We start from the raw sequence: 23961 nt of genomic DNA, 5'->3' as shown, positions 1-23961 counted from the left end.
GCCGGCTGCGCTCAGATGAGCCCAGCCGGCTTTTTGCTGTCTGTTAGAATTCGCGCACTTGATAGCGTGAGGTCCTACATGAACGAGCCGATTCGTCTTACCCAGTACAGCCACGGCGCGGGGTGTGGCTGCAAGATATCGCCCCAGGTGCTGGAAGTGATCCTTGCCGGCAGCGGCGCACAGAACCTCGACCCCAAGCTGTGGGTGGGCAACGCTTCGCGTGACGATGCGGCGGTGTACGCCATCGACGACGAGCGCGGCGTGGTCTCCACCACCGACTTTTTCATGCCGATTGTCGATGATCCCTTCGATTTCGGCCGGATTGCTGCCACCAATGCCATCAGTGATATCTACGCCATGGGTGGCGATCCGCTGATGGCCATCGCCATTCTGGGCTGGCCGGTGAACGTACTGGCGCCGGAGATTGCCCGCGAAGTGATCCGCGGCGGCCGCTCGGTGTGCGACGCAGCCGGGATTCCTCTGGCGGGCGGGCATTCCATCGACGCCCCGGAGCCGATCTTCGGCCTGGCCGTGACCGGCATCGTGCAAAAGCGCCATATGAAGCGCAACGACACAGCCACCGCCGGTTGCCGGTTGTATCTCACCAAGCCCATCGGCATCGGCATCCTCACCACCGCCGAGAAGAAGGGCAAATTGCGCGAGGCGGATATCGGCCTGGCCCGGGACTGGATGTGCACCCTGAACAAGCCCGGCAGCCGTTTCGGCAAGTTGGCGGGGGTGACCGCAATGACCGATGTCACCGGTTTCGGCTTGTTGGGCCATCTGGTGGAAATGGCTGACGGCAGCGGCCTGACGGCGCGCATCGAGTACAACAAGGTCCCACGCCTGGCCGGGATCGAGGACTACCTGGACCAGGGGTGCATGCCCGGCGGCACCTTGCGCAACTTCGACAGCTATTCGAGCAAGCTCGGACGCCTGCAGGAACTGCACAAGCGCGTGCTGTGCGACCCGCAGACCAGCGGCGGCCTGTTGATCGCCGTCACGCCCGAGGGCGACGCCGAATTCCACCGCATGGCGGCTGAACTGGGCCTGGTCCTGGAACCTATCGGCGAGCTGCTCGAGCGACAGACCCACGCGGTTGAGGTGATTTGATGGCAACCGATATCACCGACTACCGCGATATTTTCCTCAATGATCGGCCAATGATGGATACCCGCGCGCCGATCGAGTTCACCAAGGGCGCGTTCCCGGGGGTGATCAACCTGCCGCTGATGACCGACGACGAACGCCAGCGCGTCGGCACCTGCTACAAGCAGCAGGGCCAGCAGGCCGCCATCGTGCTCGGGCATGAGCTGGTGTCCGGCGCTATCAAGGCCGAGCGTATCGAGCAGTGGGCGCGGTTCGCCCAGGCCAACCCCGAGGGTTACCTCTACTGTTTCCGTGGCGGGCTGCGTTCGCAGATCGTGCAGCAATGGCTCAAGACCGAAGCCGGCATCGCGTATCCCCGTGTCGGTGGCGGTTACAAGGCCATGCGCACCTTTTTGCTGGAGACCGTCGAGCACGCCGCCACGCAGTGTGACTTCGTGCTGCTGGGCGGTATGACTGGCACCGGCAAGACCGAGGTGCTCGGCCAGTTGCGCAATGCCCTGGACCTGGAAGGTCATGCCAACCATCGCGGCTCCAGCTTCGGCAAACGCGCCACGGCGCAGCCATCCAACATCGACTTCGAAAACCGCCTGGCCGTGGACCTGCTGAAAAAGCGTGCCGCGGGTATCGAGCAGTTCGTGGTCGAGGATGAGAGTCGCATGATCGGCAGTTGCGCGCTGCCGCTGGCGTTGCACAAGGGCATGCAGACGTTCCCGATGGTGTGGCTGCAGGACAGCGTAGAAGGGCGGGTCGAGCGCATCCTGCGCGACTATGTGGTGGACCTGTGCGCCGAATTTATCGAGGTGTTTGGCGACACCGGCCAGGCGCTGTTTGCCGAGCGCCTGACCCAGAGCCTGGGCAATATCCATAAACGCCTGGGCGGCGAACGCTTCCAGCGGTTGCAGGCGATCTTGCAGGCGGCCCTGGCGGAGCAGGCGCGCAGCGGTGATGTGGACCTGCATCGCGCCTGGATCGAAGGGCTTCTGCGCGAGTATTACGACCCGATGTACGCCTTCCAGCGCGAAAACAAAGGCGCACGGATCGAGTTCGTAGGGAAGCAGGGCGCCGTGGTGGAGTATTTGCGCGAGCGCGCCCTGATCAGAGGATAGCCGCGCCGATCAACCCACACAGTACCCCCACCAACATCGTCAACCCGGCCACCGTCACCAGCACCCGCGCATCGAAGTCCTTGCGCAGCATCAGCAGTGACGGCAGGCTCACACTCGGCAGGGTCATCAGCAAGGCCACGGCCGGGCCGGTGCCCATGCCCAGGGTCATCATGGTTTGTACGATGGGGATTTCGGCAGCGGTGGGAATCACGAACAACGTGCCGACAATCGCCAGAGGCACCAGCCATGCCAGGCTGTTGGCCATGGCGCCGTCGACATGGGGGAACAGCCACACCCGCGCGGCGCCCAGGATCAGCACGGCCAGGATGTACACCGGGATCGTGCTCCAGAACAACTGCCACAGGGTCCGCAGCCAACGGCCCAGGAACGGCTGGGACTCGACCACACTGACCTCGGCCACCGCGCCCAGAGCCGCTTCCGGCACCTGGTCCGGGCGGGCGATACGTTGCGCGATCAGGGACACGCCCACCACCAGCACAATGCCCGCCACCAGCCGCAATGCGGTGAAGCCCCAACCCAGCACGAAGCCCATGAACACCAGGGTCGCCGGGTTCAGCACGGGGTTGGCGATCCAGAACGCGAGTGCCGCGCCCACCGAGACCTGCTGCCGACGCATGCCCGCCGCGACCGGTGCCGCGCAGCAACTGCACATCATCCCCGGCAGGGCGAACAGCCCGCCCCGCAGGGTCGACCCCAGCCCGGCGCGGCCGAACAGGCGCAGCAGCCAGTCGCGGGGGATCAGCACTTGCAGGAGGGAGCCCAGGATCACCGCCAGCACAGCGGCTTTCCAGATCGCCAGGAAGTACACCTGGGCGTACGCCAGCGCGGCTGCCTGGGGCGAGCTTTGCTGATCGTTGAGAATCGAGGCGCCAATGCTGTGGTTATCGGCGGCGACGAAGGCCTTGAGGTAGTAAGGCGACCACTTCACGTAGTAGAGGCCGACGCAGGCGACCAGCAGGAACAGCGCTGGTTTCCACCAGAACGACCAGCCCCGGTTGGGCTGGGTGGAGGCGAGGTTGGGCATGGTGATGATCCGCAGGTGAGTCAATAGCGGCGCATCATACGCCCTCAGCTCTCGGCGCTCACCTGGGTAGGTTCAGGGCAGGTTTCTTCGCCGTTGTTCAGGCCCTGTTTATAGTTGCGGCTCAGCAACGAGGCCTTGCCGTTGTGCCAGGTCAGCGTCAGCACATACAGCGTGTCGTAGTCGCTGCCGGACCAGTCGTCGGTGATGGTGTGTTTTTCGCCGGACGCTTCGCTCGCCACCTTGTTGATCAGCTCCGGCAGATAGCCGTGGGACCAGGCGGTGTAGATGATGGAGTTGTGGTACTTGTCTTCCACCAGCTCGTCGGCGAGGGCACTGGTGTCATTCGCGGAAAACTTGATGTTCACCGGCAGGCCGAGCTTGATCGCGCTTGGGCTGATGGTCATCAGCGGGCGAATGTAGCTGTAGGAATTGTCCAGTTCGCCTTCCTCCACATTGCGTGTCGGGTTGGCGGCGAACACGAAATTGGCCTTGCCGAACTTCTCTGGCAAAACCGTGGCCAGGTTCATCGCCCGGTTGAGGCCCTGGCAATTGAGCTGGCCCAGGCCACCGGCGGGTTTTTCACCGTGGCGCAGGAACACCAGGGTTTGCACGCCGTCAACCTGGTCGGCGTTGCTGATCCGTGACTCCAGGCTAAGATCGATAGCGCCGCCAACCAACAAGAGCGGCAACAGGATGTATGAATAGCGTTTCAGTCGTTGCACAAGGCGCAGAGGCTTGATCGTCATTGTAAGTTCGAGTCTTCATGCGTCACGTTAAGGCAGACACGCCTGGCCACTATGACGCCGGGGGCGCCTGCGGTGTTCCCTGTCGAGATAGCGAGGTGCCTCCATTCACCGCTTGAGCTCATTTAAGAGTGCATGAGGGCGTATTGGTTCGCCCTCACGGCATAATAGCTGGCGGTTGTTGCGTATTGATGACCCATGCAGGACGCTCGCCGGATGACTATCATGGGGGCTTTCAGCACACACACACAGGGCTTCCCGATGAACCCACTCGCTGCTTTCCCGATCAACAGCAAATGGCCTGCCCAGCATCCAGAGCGCCTGCAACTGTATTCGCTGCCGACCCCCAACGGGGTAAAAGTGTCGATCATGCTCGAAGAGCTCTGCCTGCCTTATGAAGCGCACAAGGTCAGCTTCGAGACCCAGGACCAACTCTCTCCCGAGTTCCTGTCGCTGAACCCCAACAACAAGATCCCCGCGATCATCGACCCCAATGGCCCCAGCGGCCAGCCGCTGGCGTTGTTCGAGTCCGGCGCGATCCTGATCTACCTGGCGGAAAAAACCAGCCAGTTGCTCTCCGAGGACCCGGCGACACGTTATGAAATCATTCAATGGCTGATGTTCCAGATGGGCGGTATCGGCCCGATGTTCGGCCAGTTGGGCTTCTTCAACAAATTTGCCGGCAAGGCCTACGAAGACAAACGCCCGCGCGACCGTTACGCCGCCGAATCCCGGCGCCTGCTGGGCGTGCTGGAAAAACGCCTGCTGGGCCGTACGTGGATCATGGGCGACGAGTACAGCATCGCCGACATCGCCACCTTTCCGTGGATCCGCAACCTGATCGGCTTCTACGAGTCCGGTGACCTTGTAGGCATTGCCGACTTTCCCAATGTACTGCGCGCTCTGGACGGTTTCGTCGCACGGCCGGCGGTGATCCGTGGCCTTAATATTCCGAGTTGAAGCATGCCGACTTTCGATTTCAAACAGCTGGACGTGTTCAGCCGCGTGGCGCTCAAAGGCAACCCGCTGGCGGTGGTGTTTGGCGCCGACAGCCTGAGCGACCAACAGATGGCGGACTTCGCCAATTGGACCAACCTCAGTGAAACCACGTTTTTACTGACCCCGCGTGATCCTCGGGCTGACTACCGGGTGCGAATTTTCACCACCTTGAAGGAGCTGCCTTTTGCCGGGCACCCGACGCTCGGCAGTTGTTATGCCTGGCTGCAGGCAGGTGGTATTCCCAAGGGCGAGGAGATAATCCAGGAGTGCGAAATCGGCCTGGTGCGTATCCGTCGCCAAGGCGATGAACTGGCATTTATCGCGCCGCCGTTATTGCGCGCCGGTGCCGTGGACGCGCCGTTGCTGGAGCGCGTGCGCCTGGGCTTGGGCCTGGAGCCCGGGGCCATCGTGCGCAGCCAGTGGGTGGACAATGGCGCTGGCTGGCTCGCGGTAATGCTGGCAGACCGTGACCAGGTCCTGGCGTTGCAGCCGGACTATTCGCAACTGCTGGGGCTGGCCGTGGGCGTGATCGCCCCCTGTGACGGCGGGCGCGACGATGTGGACACGCAATTTGAGGTGCGTGCCTTTATCGCAGGCGATGGCGCGCAGGAAGACCCGGCCACCGGCAGCTTGAATGCGGGGCTTGCGCAATGGTTGCTCGGCGAGGGCCTGGCCCCCGAGCGCTATGTGGTCAGCCAGGGCACGGCAATTGGCCGGGCAGGGCGGATCTGCGTTGAGCGCCAGGGCACTGAAATATGGATGGGTGGCGCCGTGTCGGTGTGCATCGACGGGCGTGTACAGCTTTAGATCAATAAATTATTACCGCCCCCGCAATACACTATTGGCCCCTCGGCGTTTGTGCTGCCGGGGCCTGGGGGCATAAGCTTTCGCCCCAAAGATTTTCTGCCTTGCAATAGGACCACCATGACCAGCCAGTTCCCCCAAGCCCGCCCACGCCGCCTGCGCCGCTCCCCGGAGCTGCGTGGCCTGTTCCAGGAAAGCGAATTCACCCTCAACGACCTGGTGCTGCCGATCTTCGTCGAAGAAGAAATCGACGACTTCGTGCCAATCACCAGCATGCCGGGCGTGCAGCGCATCCCTGAGAAGAAACTGGCCGGCGAGATCGAGCGCTATGCCCGTGCCGGCATCAAGTCGGTGATGACCTTCGGCGTGTCCCACCACCTGGATGCCAGCGGCAGCGACACCTGGAAGGAACGCGGCCTGGTCTCGCGCATGTCGTCGATCATCAAGGACGCTGTGCCGGAAATGATCGTGATGTCCGACACCTGCTTCTGCGAATACACCGACCATGGCCACTGCGGTGTGATGCACGGCGCCCATGTCGACAACGACGCGACGCTGGTCAACCTCGGCAAGCAGGCCGTGGCCGCCGCGCGTGCCGGTGCCGATGTCATTGCCCCTTCGGCGGCGATGGACGGCCAGGTCCAGGCGATCCGCCGCGCCCTGGATGATGCGGGCTTCACCCATATCCCGATCATGGCTTACTCGACCAAATTCGCCTCGGCCCTCTACGGACCGTTCCGCGAAGCCGGCGGCAGTGCGCTCAAGGGCGACCGCAAGAGCTACCAGATGAACCCGATGAACCGCCGCGAAGCCGTACGCGAATCGCTGCTGGATGAACAGGAAGGCGCGGATGCGCTGATGGTCAAGCCGGCCGGTGCCTACCTCGACATCATCCGCGACATCCGCGAAGCCTCGCGCCTGCCGGTGGCGGCGTACCAGGTCAGCGGCGAGTACGCGATGATCAAGTTCGGCGCCCAGGCCGGGGCGATTGATGAGGACCGTGTGGTACGTGAAACCTTGGGCTCGATCAAGCGCGCGGGGGCAGACTTGATCTTCACCTACTTCGCGATGGACCTGGCGTTGGCGGGGATCTAGAACCACAACAGGTAAAATGTGGGAGGGGGCTTGCGCCCTCCCACATCAACAATGCCCGGCCCATCGTCGCCCAAGGAAGCCCCATGTATTCAAGCCGCCTGATCCTGTGCCTTGCCACTTTGCTGGTACTGGCCGGTTGCTCTACCACGCGCAACCCGCAACAGCCGCAGCGCAGCGAGGCCGAGGTGAAAGCGCAGATCGTGCGCCTGCTGCCGGCCAAGGTGGCTGACCGCGAGGGCTGGGCCCAGGACATCTACACGGCCTTTGACACCCAGAACATCTACCCCAGCACGGAAAATATCTGCGCCGTGCTGGCGGTGACCGAGCAGGAGTCGACCTATCAGGTCGACCCACCGGTGCCAGACATGGGCAAGATCGCCCAGGATGAAATCCTGCGGCGTGCCGGCAAAGTCCATGTGCCGGCGTTTGTCGTGCGCAGCGCCCTGCAACTGCGTTCGCCCAGCGGCAAGACCTACGCCGACCGCCTCAATGCTGCGCGCACGGAGAAGGACCTGAGTGGCATCTTCGATGACTTCATCAGCATGGTGCCCCTGGGCAACACGTTGTTTGGTGGTTTCAACCCGGTGCATACCGCAGGCCCGATGCAGGTGAGTATCGACTTTGCGCAGAAGCAGGCGCGGGGTTATCCCTACACGGTGGATGGCACAATTCGTCGCGAAGTCTTCACCCGTCGTGGCGGCATGTACTTCGGCATCGCGCACTTGCTGGGTTACCCGGTGAGCTACGATCGGCCGCTGTATCGCTTTGCCGATTTCAATGCCGGGTGGTACGCCAGCCGTAATGCCGCGTTCCAGGCTGCCGTCAGCCGTGCTTCGGGCACCGAGCTGGCCCTGGACGGAGATCTGATTCGCTACGGCTCGCTGCTGCCCGGCACCACCGAGCTGGCGGTGCGTTCATTGGGGGCCAGGCTGGACATGCGCAACCCCAGCATCCGCAGTCAGCTGGAGCAGGGCGAGCAATTGGATTTCGAGAACACCACCCTCTACAAGCGCGTATTTGCCCTGGCCGACAAGGCCGCCGGCAAGCCGATGCCACGGGCCATCCTGCCGGGCATCGTGCTCAAGAGCCCCAAGATCACCCGTAACCTGACCACGGCGTGGTTTGCCCAGCGGGTCGACGAGCGTTATCAGCGCTGCCTGAAGCGCTGATCAGCGTTGAGGTGAGCAAGCCCGCTCGCCACAGGTTCGCACCATCAGAGGAACGAGCTTTGTTCGCCGTTGATCGCCCGTGCGCGGGACTGATCCTTGGGTGAGCAGCCTGCCACGGCCAGGGCTGCCAGCAGGAACAGGAGATAGGATTTTGGCTTGCCGTCCAGATGGCGCATTGCGGTTCCTTGGGAGGTATGGGGGAATTTGACGGCGATTAAAGCGGTGCCGCAGACGCGAGGTTGAAGGGTAAAGAAAAGGCCTGGTTTTCGTGGAACCAGGCCCTTTCCATGTTGCTCTTTGAATCAGTTGCGTTCGAGCGCCAGGGCTACCCCCTGGCCGCCACCGATGCACAGCGTCGCCAGGCCTTTCTTGGCATCACGCTTGATCATTTCATGCAGCAGCGTCACCAGCACGCGGCAGCCCGAGGCGCCAATCGGGTGGCCGATGGCGATGGCGCCGCCGTTGACGTTGACCTTGTCGGCGTCCCATTCCAGCTCTTTGCCCACCGCCAGGGATTGCGCGGCGAAGGCTTCGTTGGCTTCGATCAGGTCCAGGTCGCCCAGGCTCCAACCGGCTTTGTCCAGGCAGCGGCGGGTGGCCGACACCGGGCCGATGCCCATGATCGCCGGGTCGACGCCGGCGTTGGCGTAGCTGGCAATGCGCGCCAGCACTGGCAGGCCGAGGGCCTTGGCCTTGTCGGCGTTCATCAGCAGCACCGCGGCGGCGCCGTCGTTGAGACTGGAGGCGTTGCCGGCGGTGACGCTGCCGTCTTTCTTGAACGCCGGTTTCAGCTTGCCCAGGGATTCGGCGGTGGTGCCGGCGCGGGGTTGTTCATCGACGGCGAAGGCCACCGGGTCGCCTTTGCGCTGGGGGATCAGGATCGGTGTGATCTCATCGACAAAGCGGCCCGCTTCAATAGCAGCGGCGGCTTTTTGCTGGGATGCGGCGGCGAACGCGTCCTGGGCTTCGCGGCTGATGCCGTACTTGTCCACCAGGTTCTCGGCGGTGATGCCCATGTGGTAGTCGTTGAACGCGTCCCACAGGCCATCGGTGATCATGCTGTCGATCATTTTGGCATGGCCCATGCGCAAACCGGTGCGCGCGGCGGGCAGTACGTACGGAGCCAGGCTCATGTTCTCCATGCCGCCGGCGATGATCACGTCGGCGTCACCGCAACGGATGGCTTGGGCGCCCAGGTGCAGGGCCTTGAGGCCCGAGCCGCAAACCTTGTTCAAGGTCAGGCTGGGCACCGCGTGGGGCAGGCCGGCCAGGATCGACGCCTGGCGCGCCGGGTTCTGGCCTGAGCCTGCGGTGAGGACCTGGCCGAGGATCACTTCATCCACTTCGGCCGGGTCCAGGCCGGTCTGCTCCAGCAGGCGACGGATCACGGCGGCGCCCAGTTCCGGTGCCGGAATGTTCGCCAGCGAACCCTGGAAGCTGCCCACGGCGGTACGGGTGGCAGCAACAATCACGACGTCTTGCATGGAATCTGTCCTCACTGGAAGTGCATTTCTGGAACGTGGTCCGGGACGATCAGTTTACCGGCGGTCTTGCGTACAATCTCTTCAACGCTGACGCCAGGTGCGCGTTCCTTGAGGACAAAAGCGCCATTTTCGATTTCCAGGTACGCCAGGTCCGTCAGTACACGCTTGATGCAGTTGGCGCCGGTCAGCGGCAGGCTGCATTGGCTGAGCAACTTGGACTCACCGTCCTTGGAGGCGTGGGTCATGATCACGATGATGTTTTCTGCACCGGCCACCAGGTCCATGGCGCCGCCCATGCCCTTGACCAGCTTGCCGGGGATCATCCACGAGGCGATGTTGCCTTGTACGTCGACTTCAAATGCGCCGAGTACAGTGAGGTCGACGTGGCCGCCGCGGATCATCGCGAAGGACTCGGCGGACGAGAAGATCGACGCGCCGATACGCGCGGTCACGGTCTGCTTGCCGGCGTTGATCATGTCGGCGTCGATGGTGTCTTCGGTCGGAAACGGGCCCATGCCGAGCAGGCCGTTTTCCGATTGCAGCATCACTTCCATGCCTTCCGGAATGTAGTTGGCCACCAGGGTCGGAATGCCGATGCCCAGGTTGACGTAGAAACCGTCCTGCATTTCGCGGGCGACGCGTTGAGCCATTTGTTCGCGGGTAAGAGCCATTTTATGTGTCCTTATTGTTCGGGCTGGGGGCGGATTATTTGCGTACGGTGCGCTGTTCGATGCGCTTCTCGAACGTGCCGCAGATGATCCGGTCGACGTAGATGCCAGGGGTGTGGATCTGCGCCGGGTCCAGCTCGCCCGGTTCGACGATTTCTTCGACTTCGACCACGGTGATTTTGCCGGCGGTGGCAGCCAGCGGGTTGAAGTTCTGGGCGGTGTGGCGGTAGATGACGTTGCCGAAGTGGTCGGCTTTCCAGCCTTTGACGATGGCGAAGTCGCCGGTGATGGACTCTTCCATCAGGTACGGACGACCATTGAACTCACGGGTTTCCTTGCCTTCGGCGACCGGAGTGCCAACACCGGTGGCGGTGAAGAAGGCCGGGATGCCGGCGCCGCCCGCGCGCATTTTTTCGGCCAGGGTGCCCTGGGGGGTCAGCACCACTTCGATTTCGCCGCTGAGCAACTGCTTCTCGAACAGGGCGTTTTCACCCACGTAGGAAGCGATCACCTTGCTGATCTGCTTCTGCTCCAGCAGCACGCCCAGGCCGAAGCCGTCGACGCCGCAGTTGTTGGATACCACGGTGAGGTCGCGGGTGCCTTTGCGCTTGATCTCGGCAATGAGGTTTTCCGGAATGCCGCACAGGCCAAAACCGCCGGAGAGTACGGTCATGCCGTCTTCCAGGCCCGCCAGTGCTTCCTCGTAGGACGCCACGCGTTTATCGAAACCTGCCATATGCACCTCTTTTATTGTTTGTGGGCCAGCCAATGAACCGAGTGTTGCTCCGACGGATTGATTTGTTAAGTTGTTTTTTAAGGTTGATTGATTTAAAAAACAGCATAGTCGCCTGGCCATTTGGAGTAGCGTCATGACAGTTAAACAGATGCGCGCGTTTCTCGCCGTGGCCCAGAGCCTGAGTTTCGCCGCCGCCTGCGAACGCCTGCACCTTTCCCAGTCGGCACTGAGCTTGACCATCAAGGGCCTGGAAGAAGGCCTGGGCGGGCGCCTGTTCAGCCGTAATACGCGCAACGTCGCGTTGACACCCGAGGGGGAATCCCTGCTGCCTTTGGCGCGCCGCTTGATTGCCGACTGGGACAACACCGAGGACGAACTACGTCAGCGCTTTACCCTGCAACGCGGGCGGGTCACGGTGGCGGCGATGCCATCGTTCGCGGGCAACTTGCTACCGCCGATCCTGAAGATATTCCGCGCGCGTTACCCTCAGGTGAATGTCACCGTGCACGACTTGATCAACGAGCAGGTGCTGGAAATGGTGCGCGACCGCCAGGTGGAGCTGGGCGTGGCGTTCGAGCCTTCAGACGGTTCGTCGCTGGCGTTCACGCCGTTGTACCTGGATCGCTTCATTGCCGTGGTGCCGGGGGATTCGCCGTTGGTCGAGCTTGATGAAATCGACTGGAAAACCTTGCTGGAGCAGCCGTTCATCACGTTGCAGCGACCTTCGACGGTGCGGGTGATGCTGGAGGAGCATCTGGGGGCGCGGCAGATGAAGTTGCCGGTGGCGCTGGAAAGCCATCAACTGGCGACTGTAGGCAAGATGGTAGCGACGGGGTTGGGTGTCAGCGCCGTCCCCGCACTGTGCGCGCGGCAGATGGAGGAGGCGGGGGCTCATTGCATCACCTTGACCGATCCTGTCATTGAACGACCGATTGGGGTGCTGACCAAACCCGGCCATGAACTCTCGGCGGCAGCGCAGGTGTTGTTTGATATCTTTTGCGACGAAGCGAAGAAGGGACGATTTCCCGCAGTGTTGTAGAGCCGAAATTAAAAAGCCCGCTCGAATCAACAAGCGGGCTTAAATGTTTAATGCGGTGTTATCAGCAGTATCTATCAATCACTTTAACTTGCGATTGGCCCTTGAGATTCTGCCATTCGGTATTAAGTGTGTGGAAGACCTGCTCGATAAAGTTGCGATCGGCGGCTGCTTTCTTGCCGACATAACCCTGGCCACGGCGGTACATCTTCAGGCGCGCCGCCAGTTCACGGTTATTGCGGTCGAACTCGGCTTCTTCGGTGTGGGGCGCCAGGCAGTCAATTTGCACTTCGCCCGATTTGCCAATCCACAGGATATGGTCGTCGAGTGTGTCTTTCTGCGCTGCGAACATCTCAGCCAATTCATCGATAGTTGGTTGGTTGTTCAGATTCATGTGTAAGCCCCTTGACCAGTTGGCGATCTATCAGTTGGTTCGTTAATACTTCGTAAGTTGTCTCCGGTTGCGAAAACCGGGCGTCAGCGACGGTCTGCCGAATACGGGCAGGGTCTTGAACCTGATGCATGTAGTCTTGCTGATGAACTGCTACGCAATGCATTCATAACGAAGACAAGCCGCATTTGAGCGCCTTGTACCGAGCCCTTAGGGCCGGTCAGCTTCATCAATCTGCCTTGTGGGCAGTGCACATCCGGAAAAAACAGCTCGGCGGTCAGACGAGCTTGTTCAGAACGCTTGTTGCCAACGCTCCCGATCCGGGAGACGTCTCGATAATGCAAGGACAAAATGGTTACGTCAACGCTTATGTAGTGATTATTTTTGATCACTACATAAATTGCCGTGGAGACGGGAGAATGCGGGAAAACGTGACTTGGGCGTCATTTTCTGGCGTGTCGGGTCGTTGAGCTTGCCCTCATCATTCCTGCACTGTAGGTGTATCGAACGAAGGGTGCTTTGACAGAAGATGAAGCCACTCCATTTGGAACCAGGGTGTGAATTGCGCTGGGGATTCTGAAAGCCGGGCGGAGATTTCAGCGCGAGTCCACCATTTGATCTCACTGATTTCTTCTGCATCCGGGATGACCGCCGCGTCAGACTGAGCAACCAGTACATGACAAAACTCGTGCTCCGCACCGATCGAACCATAGCGAGCATGATATTCAAAACTGTACAGAAACCGGCACGAGGCAGAAATGCCCAGTTCTTCGCGCAGACGACGAGATGCGGCATCCGTAACCGTTTCGCCGGGTGCCGGATGGCTGCAGCAGGCATTCGACCAGAAACCTGGCCAAAGCATTTTACCGGCAGCACGACGTTGAAGTAGATGACGCCCGGCGCTGTCGATCAGATGGACCGAAAAGGCGCGATGAAGCTGACCCGCTCCCAGGTGTGCGGCACGTTTGTCACACACACCGACTTGCACGTCTTGTGCGTCAACTAACACTACAAGATCGATCATTCTGAGTTTCCTCCGGTGCAATGTACGGCGCTCCGCCGTTCTACTCACGTTCAGGGGCTTGTCCCCAGGCGCTGACAAATGTCAATGCAGTGTCGGTGAATGTTGGATCGGCGCGCAGCTGGGTCATTGCTTCCAGGTCATCCTGGGTGAGTAACCCAAGTTTCAGCAGCGCCGGCCCAGCCTGTAGGGTAGTTGAGGCCCAGAATGTATCGGCGGGGCTGTTGTCGCCGATTCGGCCCTCAAAGAGGCGATGCTCTACGTTGGTGAGTCCCCTGTCACGCAATCGGGCAGGGAGCGTATCGGCCCAGAGCATGTCGGAACCAATGGACTTTGTCAGAAGTGTGATTCCGGCTTGGGCGACCTTTCGGAACAATGGGTGCGAGGTTTTCAAGCTCGGCTGCAGGCTCACGTCCTCGATCACCAACCAGCCACCAGGACGAAGCCAGGTGATGGCGCGCGTCAATATGTCTTCCCGTTGGGGGAGGTGGCACAGGAGCGCCCTGGCGTGTACCACATCAAAAGAGGCCACAGGAAAGTCATCGGTGACGGCATTGTGGGTAAGCACCTTTATGCCGGGAATATCGGTGAGGAATCGGGTATCGATATCGGTCGCCGTGACTGCCGCGTCAGGGTATCGCTGGGTCAGCCAGCCAGTGAACGAACCCGCACCGGCGCCGAGTTCAAGGATGTCAGGCTTGCACGGAAGGTTGAGCAGGTCGAAAACCGTTTGGCTTTGTGGGTCAAAGGCGCATTCGAGCGTGCGCAGGCGTACCAATTGGCCGGCGTGCTGGTCGCCGAGATAGCTGTCGGTGTAGCCGTCGGCGGCAGTGGTCATAGAACAACCTCCAGTCGGTCGGGGCAACGGTTCAGGAAACCTTGTTCCGAGGGCTGGAACCCTGGCGCCCAGCGCACGTCTGGAAAGGTCTGTAGCAGCATGCGAGCGCCGAGCGTGATTTCCATCCGCGCCAGCATGGATCCCAGGCAGAAGTGACGCCCTGCGCCAAACGCGAAATGATTTGTTGCCTGATCGGTGCGCGACAAGCTGAAGGTATCCGGGTCGGTGTATTGAGCCGGATCACGGTTGGCCGACCCGATCAGGCAGGCCAGGGCCGCACCAGAAGGAATCGTTCCCGACGGCAGCTCCAGCGCTTCGCGGGCCTCGCGGAGTACGAGTTGCAAAGGAGGATTGCGTCGCAAGGTTTCGGTGAGCGCAGTGTCCATCAAGTCGGGATCAGCCATCACGGCGTCTTTGACGCCGGGTTCGCTCAGCAGGTTGACAATGAGATTCGCCAGTGCGCCGTGACTGGTCTCGCTACCTGCAGTCATCAGAATTGCGCAGTAAGCCCGGACGAAGGTTTCGGGCAATGGTTGGCCGTCAATCTCTGCCGCTAGGAGCTGCGAGATCAAATCATCTGCAGGTTTAGCGCGGCGGGCGTCGATGTGTGGCTGGATGAAATCGTAGAAATCGTCTCGGTTGGACAACCCTCCGGTTAACTGGGCCGGGTCCTGTCGATAGTTGCCCATGTAAGCAAAGCCGATCGCGCACCAGCGCTTCAGCCGCGCTACCTCCTCGCTGGTGTCAGCCGGCAGGCCCAGTGCGTGAGCCATCACCCGCACTGGCAGTGCTGCGGTGAAGTCGGCGATAAGGTCCACCTGGGTACGGCCATGCATGCGTGCCAGCAGGTCAGAGGTGACCGAGATGATGGATGCTTCAAGCGAGGCAAGGGCTTGGCTGCGAAACGATGGGCTGAGCAGTGCACGGTGCTGAGCGTGTTCACAGCCGTCCATCGCCACGAGAGTGTGCCCCAGCAGCGGCCCAATCTGCCAGGTGTAGTTATTGTTGCTGGCTTGCGGATGCGTCAATGCAGCTTTGACATCCACATACCGGCTGACCAGCCATACGTCCGTGGGCTCGTCGTAGGTGATCGGTAGAGTGGTACGTAAACGTTCATACAAGGGATAGGGGTCGATTTCGAACTGCCTGGATTTCAGCGTTGGCGGCGTGAGTGTCAGGTCCACTGTCCGGTTGGCCTGCGTTGTAGTGCCGGTGGTGTGCAGGTGGTAGCGAGAAACGGTCTGGTGCCAGTCACCCGCTGCCCGTACAACCTGTCGCAGCCGGTCCGGCTCGGTTGCGGCGGATGGCAGGTGATTGGCTGGCCGAGCGGCGACAGCCGTGAACGCCGCGACCGCGTTGACCACCATCTGATGTGCAGATTCGATCGCGGCAGGCCATTCCATGCCAGCGGTGTCCGCCAGTATCGATACCAGGTTGAAGTGCTCACCACACACCACATCTTTGGCAATCGAATGGATATCGTTCGTCCAGGCGATGATATCGGCACTGTGTTCGCGCAGTGTGTTCCACCATTCGACGTCCGCTGAATGCTGGTAGGGATCGAGCGTTTCGGCGGCATCTATCAGATCAAAAAAGAACAGTGCGCCGAACGAATCTCGGCGCAATGGCAGATATTCGGCCAGCGCGAGCACCGCGTCGGTTTCGCGCATTCGCACTAGCGTCACCTGGGCGCGCAGATGTCGGATCAGGTGCTGCGTGAGCCGTTGCCGCCAACCGTCGCTACCCCAGTGTCTGGTTCGTGGCCACAGATCGTTGGCCAGGACAGCCAGCATCGGATCATCAAAACAACTCATTTCACTGAGGGGATGCGTGCCATCGTTCTCGGTCACTGCCTGCACTGCGGTGACGAATCGCTCCAATTCACCGTTTTCCGCCCATGGCCCGTCGTCAATCCGATCATCCAGCGTGAGCGCCCACAGGTACCAGCACACCAGCGTCTCGGCTCGGTGTGTGGGGGCTTTTCCGCACAACGCCATCCCCAACTCGAGCAGCGGCGTGGTGCTTAACCTATGCGCACCGCGTCGACCGATCACGCCATGTTGCTGTGCCCAAGCGAGAGCGTGCGCCTTTAACTGATCGTTGTCGGAACGTGGCGGCGGACCGGCAAAAGGAAGCCGAATCTCTGGAATGATCAGTGATGTCGGTGGTAAATGACGGCCGTGGCGGACACGGGGGCCGCCTTCGCGGTGTACCGTTGGCATGGTGCTCTACCTTGAATTAAGTTTTTATAAGGAACATTTGACGGCAACACCTGAGCGGTTCCGTTTTCTGCGAAATGGAAGGCTTGGAGGGTGTTTCTGAGCCACTGGAGCGGTCAGCGCGTGTTTGGAGGTTGGGGGATCGTTCGTTGGCGGGGGGGGGGTGTAAGGCGTTCGAGATTGAGCCATGGCCTGGAGTATCAGCCATAGAACGTCCCCGTGTTATATACGCAAAAAACTCCATTGTTCGGCCAGCCCGGCTATTCAGACCGCCTGACTTTACTGGAGGACGAAACGCTCAAGATGTAGGAGTTAACTGTGGTCAGCACAGGAAACGGCTCGCGTAGCGGGCATAAAACGCAACCACGGAGCTTTCGGTATGTATACCGCGTGTGCCGCCTCGTTGCGGCACACGCCTTCGCGGTCTCTACTCGCCGCGGATGTACTGCTCCAGCTGTTTGATCAGGTCAGCCTGGTCGGCGATGGCTTCCTTGACCAGGTCGCCGATGGACAGCAGCCCCAACAGCTTGCCGTCTTCGACCACGGGCAGGTGGCGCAGGTGACTGTCGGTCATGATGTTCATACACTCATCGACCTTTTTATGGGTGTCGACGGTGATCACCGGGGAGCTCATCACTTCATGGACCTTGGTGGTGACCGACGACAGCCCCTTGAGCATGATTTTGCGGGCGTAATCACGCTCGCTGATGATCCCGACCACTACGTCATCCTGGACCACCGGCAAGGCCCCGACGTTTTTCTCCGACATCCGCACCAAGGCTTCAAACACGGTGTGGTCGTGTTTGATGACATGCACTTCCTGGTTTTTCTGGTCCTTGGCTTTGAGCACTTCTGCAACGGTCTTCATGGCGGCCACTCCGGTGTTGTTGTTGGTTAGTCAGGGTCCCACTACAGAATCCTAGACCGGCCACCGCGCTGCAAGGTCCAAAGCGGCGCCAAACCCGTCGAAAAACGTCATTCGCCGGTTTTTTTTGGTGTTTAGCCGGCATTTGTCGGTTTTTTGGCCCGCTTGGGACTGGCCGTCGTCTTGCGTGGCGTGCTCTTGCGTTTCTTTTTCCATGGCGTGGCACCTCGGCCTGCCGGGCTGGCGGGACCGGTGATGGTCATGCGCATGCCATTGCAACGGGCGACCTGCTTGCTCATCCAGGCCGCCTGCTTGGCGACGAAGTCTTCCAGGCTCATTTCGCCGCTTTGCACCATGTCCAGGGCCTGCTCCCAGATGGCGGTGGTGCCTGGGTCGGCGATGGCCCGGGGCACGGCGTCGATCAGGCTGAATGCCGCGGGTGTAGCTGATAGCGCCTTGCCGTTCTTCACCAGGTAACCACGGTCCAACAGCCCCTGTATGATGCCGGCGCGGGTGGCCTCGGTGCCGATGCCGGTGGTGTCCTTGAGCTTTTGCTTGAGCAGCGGGTCTTCCACCAAATTGGCGACGTTTTTCATCGCCTTGATCAGGTCACCTTCGGTAAAGGGTTTGGGCGGTTGGGTCCACAGGTCCTTGAGGTTGACCTTGGCCACCCCATAATCCTGGCCCTGTACCAATGGCGGCAGGGCTTGCGGAGCCGGCGCTTCACGTCCCTTGGCTGGCGCCAGGGCTTCGGGCAGGGCGCGTTTCCAGCCCGGTTCGATCACTACTTTACCCACTGCACGCAACGCCTGATTCGCACAGTCGAAATCCGCCTGGGTGCGATCGTACTCATGGTTGGGCAGGAACTGCGCCAGGTAGCGTGCGCGGATCAGGGTATACACCGCACGATGCTTGCCGGTGAGTTGTCCCACATCCTTGCCCGCGCCGGTAGGGATGATGCCGTGGTGGGCGCTGACCTTGGCATCGTTCCACGCCCGCGAGCGTCGCTGGGCATCGATATGCGGCATCAGCTCGTTCACTGCGGTATCCGCACGTGCCAACGCAGCCAGGATCCTGGGCGCGTCGGGGTGCTGGCTCATCGGTAGATAGCCGCAGTCACTGCGCGGGTAGGTGATGACTTTATGGGTTTCATACAACGACTGGGCGATATCCAGGGTTTCCTGGGCGCCAAGGCCGAGCTTCCTGGAGCAGATTTCCTGCAGGGTGCCCAGGTCGAAGGGCAGGGGCGCCACTTCACGCATGCGCTCGGTGCGCAGTTTCACCAGCCGGGCGGTGGCGGCGTTGGTCATGGCGTCGGCCGCGTCCCGCGCCAACTGCGGGTTGAGGCAGCGGCCCTGGTCGTCACAGGCGTCCTCGGCCGCGCGCCATTGGGCGGTGAAGGTCATGCCCCCGTGGCGCAGGTCGACATCGATGGCCCAGTAAGCCACTGGCACAAAGTCGGCGATGCTGCGGTCGCGGTCCACCACCAGGCGCAGGGTTGGCGTCTGCACCCGACCTACGGGCAGCACGCCTTGATACCCGGATTGGCGCCCGAGCAAGGTAAACAGGCGGCTCATGTTCATGCCGATCAGCCAGTCGGCGCGGGAGCGGCCCAGGGCCGAGTGATACAGGCTGAACGTCTCGGCGCCCGGCTTGAGCGCCGCCAGGGCCTTGCGGATCGAGGCATCATCCAGCGCGGATAGCCACAACCGCTGGATCGGCCCGCGATAACGGCAATGCTCCACCAGCTCGCGGGCGATCATCTCGCCTTCACGGTCGGCGTCGGTGGCGATCACCAGCTCCTGGGCTTCCCCCAGCAGGCGCTTGACCGCCTTGAACTGGCTGGCGGTCTTGGGCTTGACGCGCATCTTCCATTTTTCCGGGACGATGGGCAGGTCGGCCAGTACCCAGCGCTTGTACTTTTCGTCGTAGGCATCCGGCGGGGCGGTTTCCAGCAGGTGGCCGATGCACCAGGTGACCGTGACCCCATTGCCCAGCCAGCACCCATCGCCACGGCGGCTGGCGCCGAGCACGGCCGCAATGTCCTTGGCCTGGGAGGGTTTTTCACAGAGGTACAGGCGCATGGTCGTCACACAGATCGGGTTGATGCTGTGCAGGATGCTCAGTCAGCGCGCATTGATCAACCATTATCTGTATGGATGTACAGCAATTTATGTGTAGGCGCCTGAAGGCAAATGTGGGAGGGGGCTTGCCCCCTCCCACAGCGGATCTTCTGTGCTCAGGAGATCGGGTCAGTTGTTATCGATATCCACGTGACGGGTCTCTTTAAGGCAGACCATCCCCACGATCAAACTCACCCCGGTCACCACCACCGGGTACCACAGGCCGTAGAAGATATCGCCGGTGTACACCACCAGGGCAAACGATACGGTCGGCAGGAACCCGCCAAACCAGCCGTTACCGATGTGGTAGGGCAGGGACATCGAAGTGTAGCGGATACGCGTCGGGAATAGCTCCACCATCAGCGCTGCCAGCGGGCCGTAGCACATCGCGGCAATCAGGATCAGCGCCACGATCAGCACCACCACCATGGTCTTGTTGACCTGGGCCACGTCCGCCGAAGACGGATAGCCGGCCAGGGTCACCGCGCCACGCAGGGCTTTTTCGTCAAAACCGTCGATACGCACTTCGCCCACGCTCACTTGCACGGGGCTGCCGGCGGGGGCGGCGACGCTGCTGTAGGGCAGGCCTTGCTTGACCAGGAAGGTCTTGACCTTGTCGCACGGGCTGTCAAATTTCGCCTTGCCCACCGGGTCGAACTGGAAGGTGCAGGTGGCCGGGTCGGCCATCACGGTGATCGGCGCCTGGGTGCTGGCCTGGTCCATCGCCGGGTTGGTGTAGTGCGCCAGGCTCTTGAAGATCGGGAAATACAGCACGGTGGCCAGCAGCAGGCCGAGCATCAGCACCGGCTTGCGCCCGATCTTGTCCGACAGCCAGCCGAAGAAGATAAAGAACGGTGCACCGATCACCACGCTGATGATCAACAGCATGTTGGCCAGGGCCGGGTCCATCTTCAGGAACTGCGTGAGGAAGAACAGCACGTAGAACTGCGCCGCGTAGAAGGTCACCGCTTGCCCGCCGTTGATGCTGAACAGCGCGATCAGCACCACCTTGAGGTTTTCCCATTTGCCGAAGGACTCACGGATCGGCGCCTTGCTGGCCTTGCCTTCCTCTTTCATTTTCAGGAACGCGGGCGATTCGTGCAGGCTCATGCGGATCCAGGTGGAAATGCCCAGCAGCACGATGGAGAACAGGAACGGAATGCGCCAGCCCCAGACTTCGAACTGGTCACCGGTGAAGTAACGGCAGGCCAGCACCACCAGCAGCGACAGCAGCAGGCCGATGGTCGCCGTGGATTGAATCCAGCTGGTATGGAAGCCGCGCTTGCCGGCCGGTGCGTGCTCGGCCACGTAGGTTGCGGCGCCGCCGTATTCGCCGCCCAGCGCCAGGCCCTGCAGCATGCGCAGTACGATCAGGATGATCGGCGCTGCGATGCCGATGCTGGCGTAGGTTGGCAGCAACCCGACACAGAAGGTCGCCACGCCCATCAGAATGATGGTGACCAAAAAGGTGTACTTGCGCCCGATCATGTCGCCCAACCGTCCAAACACCAGCGCACCGAAGGGCCGCACTACAAAGCCGGCCGCAAAGGCCATCAGGGCAAAGATGAATGCCGTGGTGTCGTTGACCCCGGCGAAGAACTGCTTGCTGATCACCGCCGCCAGGGCGCCGTAGAGGAAAAAGTCATACCACTCGAACACCGTCCCCAGGGACGAGGCGAAGATGACTTTCTTTGAGTCGTTGCTGGTGCTCGCGTCGACCGGCGAGCCCAGGGTTTGAGCATGTTCTGACATCGGGTAGCCCTCACAGTGATTATTTATTGTTGTTCCACTGTCGGCGCCAGGTTCGGCGCCGCTATTCAGATTGCATGAACCAGTTCTTTCTCCGGGGCGAGACTCCTTGTATTCGGCGAAAGGATCAGCTGCGCGGCCTTCTCCGCGATCATCAGCGTGGGTGAACAGGTATTGCCAGAGGTGATGCGCGGCATGATCGAAGCGTCGGCGATGCGCAAGCCGGGCACGCCGTGCACCCGCAGTTGGGCGTCGACCACTGCGTCTTTATCGTTGCCCATGCGGCAGGTGCCGACCGGGTGGAAGATCGTCGTTCCGATGCGTGCGGCGGCTTCGTGCAATTGCGCTTCGGTCTGCAGCGAATCGCCCGGCAGATACTCCACCGGTTTGAACTGGCTCAGGGCCGGTGCGGCGACGATGCGGCGCGTCAGGCGGATCGCATCGGCGGCCACGCGCAGGTCTTCCGGATGGCTGAGGTAGTTGGGGCGGATCAGCGGTGCGTCCGCCGGGTTGGCCGAGCGGATGTCGATACGGCCCCGGCTCTGCGGACGCAAGTCGCAGACCGAAGCGGTAAACGCCGGGAACCCGTGCAACGGTTCGCCGAAACGCTCCAGGGACAGCGGCTGCACGTGGTATTCCAGGTTGGCCGAGGTCTGTTCCGGACCCGAGCGCGCAAACGCACCCAGTTGACTGGGCGCCATCGACAGCGGGCCGCTGCGGTCGTAGAGGTAGCGCAGGCCCATGCCCATCTTGCCCCACAGGGTGCCGGCGATCTGGTTGAGGGTGCGGGCGTTTTCCAGTTTGTAGATCAGCCGCAGTTGCAGGTGGTCCTGGAGGTTGCCGCCGACGCCGGGCAGTTCATGCAGCACTTCGATGCCCAGTGGCTCCAGCACGTTGGCGGGACCGATCCCTGACCGTTGCAGGATGCCCGGCGAACCCACTGCACCGGCGCACAGCACAATCTCCTGGCGCGCTTTCCAGCTCACTTGTTGGCCCTGTTGACGCCCGACCACTTGGCAGGCACGGCCGTTTTCCAGGAGCACGCGGTCCACTTCCACTTCGGTCAGCACGGTGAGGTTGGGGCGCTGGCGTACCGGCTTGAGAAACGCCTTGGCCGCATTCCAGCGAACGCCAGCCTTCTGGTTGACCTGGAAGTAGCCGCAGCCTTCGTTATCGCCCTGGTTGAAATCGTTGATGTTGGCGATGCCGCTCTGCGCCGCCGCATCGCGGAATGCATCGAGGATCGGCCAGTGCAGACGCTGCTGCTCGACCCGCCATTCACCGCCGTCGCTGTGAAATTCCGAGCCGCCGGCAAAGTGGTTTTCGCTCTGCTTGAACAGCGGCAGCACGTCCTTCCACGCCCAACCTTCATTACCTGCGGCCGCCCAGCCGTCGTAGTCCTGGGCCTGGCCACGCATGTAGATCATGCCGTTGATGGAGGAGCAGCCGCCCAGCACCTTGCCCCGTGGATAACTCAGCGCACGGCCTTGCAGGCCTTCCTGGGCTTCGGTCTTGAAGCACCAGTCGGTGCGTGGGTTGCCGATGCAGAACAGGTAGCCGACGGGGATATGGATCCAGGGGTAATTGTCGCGGCCACCGGCTTCGAGCAGCAGCACGCGGTGGGCGGGGTTGGCGGACAGTCGATTGGCCAGCAGGCAGCCCGCTGGGCCGGCGCCTACGACGATATAATCGTATTCAGCAGTTGCAATGGGCATCTGAAGGTCTCGCTTGTTTTTCTTATTGGCCCCATCCTAGTTGTTAGTTTTCGTCTTAAAAATGTTAGTTTTTACCCAGCTGCTGTGCGTTTTTAAACAGCGTAGCCCAGGGATAGGCAATGGAGGCGTCATGTTCGACTGGAATGACCTGCGGTACTTTCTCGAGTTGCAGCGCAGCGGTCGCTTGCTCACCGCCGCGCAACGCCTGAAAACCACCCATGCCACTGTGGCCCGGCATATCGAGGCGATCGAGAAAAGTCTCGGCACCGCGCTATTCGTGCAGCATGCCCAGGGCTACGAACTGACCCCCGCCGGCGAGGCCCTGCTAAAACATGCCGAGGCCATGGAAAACGTCGCACTGCTGGCCGAAGACGAGCTGACTCATGCTGCCGCGCCCCTGGGCAAGATCCGCCTGGGTGTGGCCGAAGGCCTGGGCGTGATGTTCCTGGCCAGCCGCATGGGCGGGCTGTTCGAGCGCTACCCCGGGTTGGAAGTGGAGCTGGTGGCGGTGCCGCGCTTTGTCAGCATCCTCAACCGCGAAGCGGAAATCAGCATCCACCTCGAGCGGCCGAGCGTCGATCAACTGGTCACGCGCAAACTTACTGACTACCGCCTGGCCCTCTATGCCAGCCGCGCCTACCTGGCGCGCAACCCGCCGATTGAAAAGCGCGAAGACCTTGCGGCACACGCCTGGATCGATTATGTCGACGACCTGCTGTTCAGCCAGGAACTCAAATTCCTCAGCAGCTTCTGCCGCAACCCCAAGGTGGTGTTCCACAGCACCAGCGTGATCGCCCAGCATCAGGCGGCGCGCTCCGGTTTGGGGATTGCGGTATTACCGTGCTTCATGGCCGCCGGCGACCCGGACCTGGTGCCGTTGCTGCCGGGGGAGGGGATCCAGCGCAGCTACTGGATCAGCTCGCGCCGGGAATTGCACAAGTCAGTGCGGCTGCGGGTGTTGTGGGATTACGTGGTGGAGTTGTGCGCGCGTGAGCAAGGCTTGTTGCTGGGCGAAGCCAACTGAAGAAACCGGATCGATACCGTG

22 protein-coding genes are annotated in these 23961 nt (G+C 61.5%); 8 read left to right on the top strand and 14 right to left on the bottom strand.

The window, feature by feature from the left end; genetic code table 11:
- Positions 1-78: 78 nt before the first annotated feature.
- Together selD and mnmH are read left to right on the top strand one after the other, a co-directional pair.
- Positions 79-1113, top strand: a complete 1035-nt coding sequence (gene selD, locus BM110_RS15975; protein ID WP_071489670.1) for a selenide, water dikinase SelD — start codon at positions 79-81, stop codon at positions 1111-1113.
- Positions 1113-2216 (top strand): tRNA 2-selenouridine(34) synthase MnmH, encoded by a 1104-nt coding sequence (gene mnmH / locus BM110_RS15970; RefSeq protein WP_093513799.1) that lies wholly within the window; start codon positions 1113-1115, stop codon positions 2214-2216. The genes selD and mnmH overlap by 1 nt, the downstream gene beginning before the upstream one ends.
- Here the strand turns inward: mnmH and BM110_RS15965 are convergent.
- Both BM110_RS15965 and BM110_RS15960 read right to left on the bottom strand, forming a co-directional pair.
- The gene (locus BM110_RS15965; protein WP_093513833.1) at positions 2206-3261 is read right to left on the bottom strand and encodes a permease; all 1056 of its coding nucleotides are present in this window, start codon (positions 3259-3261) and stop codon (positions 2206-2208) included. The two genes, mnmH and BM110_RS15965, sit on opposite strands and share 11 nt — an antisense overlap.
- A gap of 44 nt (positions 3262-3305) precedes the next feature.
- Entirely contained in the window at positions 3306-4007 is a 702-nt protein-coding gene (locus BM110_RS15960) for a histidine phosphatase family protein (protein ID WP_071489668.1), read from the bottom strand.
- Between the two features lie 258 nt (positions 4008-4265).
- Here BM110_RS15960 and BM110_RS15955 point away from each other — a divergent pair, with 258 nt between their 5' ends.
- The 4 genes from BM110_RS15955 (at position 4266) to BM110_RS15940 (ending at position 8071) form a co-directional block, all read left to right on the top strand.
- Positions 4266-4964, top strand: coding sequence for a glutathione S-transferase N-terminal domain-containing protein (locus BM110_RS15955; RefSeq protein WP_093513832.1), 699 nt, complete (start codon positions 4266-4268; stop codon positions 4962-4964).
- Between the two features lie 3 nt (positions 4965-4967).
- A complete protein-coding gene (locus BM110_RS15950) occupies positions 4968-5810 on the top strand; it encodes a PhzF family phenazine biosynthesis protein (RefSeq protein WP_092249677.1) in 843 nt (280 codons plus the stop codon).
- A 117-nt stretch (positions 5811-5927) separates the two neighbouring features.
- Positions 5928-6902 (top strand): porphobilinogen synthase, encoded by a 975-nt coding sequence (gene hemB / locus BM110_RS15945; protein WP_092249679.1) that lies wholly within the window; start codon positions 5928-5930, stop codon positions 6900-6902.
- An 83-nt stretch (positions 6903-6985) separates the two neighbouring features.
- The gene (locus tag BM110_RS15940) at positions 6986-8071 is read left to right on the top strand and encodes a DUF1615 domain-containing protein (RefSeq protein WP_092249681.1); all 1086 of its coding nucleotides are present in this window, start codon (positions 6986-6988) and stop codon (positions 8069-8071) included.
- A 44-nt stretch (positions 8072-8115) separates the two neighbouring features.
- Here the strand turns inward: BM110_RS15940 and BM110_RS29870 are convergent, their stop codons facing one another.
- The 4 genes from BM110_RS29870 to BM110_RS15925 form a co-directional block, all read right to left on the bottom strand.
- Positions 8116-8247, bottom strand: coding sequence for a hypothetical protein (locus BM110_RS29870; RefSeq protein ID WP_256575431.1), 132 nt, complete (start codon positions 8245-8247; stop codon positions 8116-8118).
- Positions 8248-8373: 126 nt separating this feature from the next.
- A complete protein-coding gene (locus BM110_RS15935; protein ID WP_092249684.1) occupies positions 8374-9555 on the bottom strand; it encodes an acetyl-CoA C-acetyltransferase in 1182 nt (393 codons plus the stop codon).
- A gap of 11 nt (positions 9556-9566) precedes the next feature.
- A complete protein-coding gene (locus BM110_RS15930) occupies positions 9567-10226 on the bottom strand; it encodes a CoA transferase subunit B (RefSeq protein ID WP_092249687.1) in 660 nt (219 codons plus the stop codon).
- Between the two features lie 34 nt (positions 10227-10260).
- Positions 10261-10959: a CoA transferase subunit A gene (locus BM110_RS15925; RefSeq protein WP_058425579.1), complete on the bottom strand. Its 699-nt coding sequence runs from the start codon at positions 10957-10959 to the stop codon at positions 10261-10263.
- A gap of 133 nt (positions 10960-11092) precedes the next feature.
- Between BM110_RS15925 and BM110_RS15920 the strand changes: the two genes are divergently transcribed.
- Complete coding sequence (locus BM110_RS15920; protein WP_071489662.1) at positions 11093-11998, top strand: LysR family transcriptional regulator; 906 nt, start codon at positions 11093-11095, stop codon at positions 11996-11998.
- Between the two features lie 61 nt (positions 11999-12059).
- On the opposite strand, the gene BM110_RS15915 is transcribed toward BM110_RS15920, so the two are convergent.
- From BM110_RS15915 to BM110_RS15880, 8 genes are all read right to left on the bottom strand, one after another.
- Positions 12060-12389 carry a hypothetical protein gene (locus BM110_RS15915; protein ID WP_025854475.1) on the bottom strand — a complete coding sequence of 110 codons (330 nt, stop codon included), beginning with the start codon at positions 12387-12389 and terminating at the stop codon, positions 12060-12062.
- A 478-nt stretch (positions 12390-12867) separates the two neighbouring features.
- Positions 12868-13410, bottom strand: a complete 543-nt coding sequence (gene idi, locus BM110_RS15910) for an isopentenyl-diphosphate Delta-isomerase (RefSeq protein WP_092249690.1) — start codon at positions 13408-13410, stop codon at positions 12868-12870.
- Positions 13411-13450: 40 nt separating this feature from the next.
- On the bottom strand, positions 13451-14245 hold the full coding sequence (locus BM110_RS15905; RefSeq protein WP_093127207.1) for a class I SAM-dependent methyltransferase: 795 nt from the start codon (positions 14243-14245) through the stop codon (positions 13451-13453).
- Positions 14242-16467: a cytochrome P450 gene (locus BM110_RS15900; protein ID WP_093513798.1), complete on the bottom strand. Its 2226-nt coding sequence runs from the start codon at positions 16465-16467 to the stop codon at positions 14242-14244. Before BM110_RS15900 ends, BM110_RS15905 begins: the two co-directional genes overlap by 4 nt.
- 424 nt (positions 16468-16891) lie before the next feature.
- On the bottom strand, positions 16892-17332 hold the full coding sequence (locus tag BM110_RS15895; RefSeq protein WP_071489660.1) for a CBS domain-containing protein: 441 nt from the start codon (positions 17330-17332) through the stop codon (positions 16892-16894).
- Positions 17333-17463: 131 nt separating this feature from the next.
- The gene (locus BM110_RS15890; RefSeq protein WP_093513797.1) at positions 17464-19413 is read right to left on the bottom strand and encodes a DNA topoisomerase III; all 1950 of its coding nucleotides are present in this window, start codon (positions 19411-19413) and stop codon (positions 17464-17466) included.
- Positions 19414-19581: 168 nt separating this feature from the next.
- Positions 19582-21204: an MFS transporter gene (locus tag BM110_RS15885; protein WP_093513796.1), complete on the bottom strand. Its 1623-nt coding sequence runs from the start codon at positions 21202-21204 to the stop codon at positions 19582-19584.
- 65 nt (positions 21205-21269) lie between these two features.
- A complete protein-coding gene (locus BM110_RS15880) occupies positions 21270-22916 on the bottom strand; it encodes a GMC family oxidoreductase (protein WP_093513795.1) in 1647 nt (548 codons plus the stop codon).
- Between the two features lie 130 nt (positions 22917-23046).
- Between BM110_RS15880 and BM110_RS15875 the strand changes: the two genes are divergently transcribed.
- Positions 23047-23940 (top strand): LysR family transcriptional regulator, encoded by an 894-nt coding sequence (locus tag BM110_RS15875; protein ID WP_093127226.1) that lies wholly within the window; start codon positions 23047-23049, stop codon positions 23938-23940.
- Positions 23941-23961: the final 21 nt, after the last annotated feature.

The organism is Pseudomonas sp. NFPP28 (assembly GCF_900115535.1).
In the GTDB taxonomy this organism is placed as follows: domain Bacteria; phylum Pseudomonadota; class Gammaproteobacteria; order Pseudomonadales; family Pseudomonadaceae; genus Aquipseudomonas; species Aquipseudomonas extremorientalis.
The sequence above is the reverse complement of the archived record's forward strand: the minus strand, read 5'-3'. Positions and strand labels throughout refer to the sequence as shown.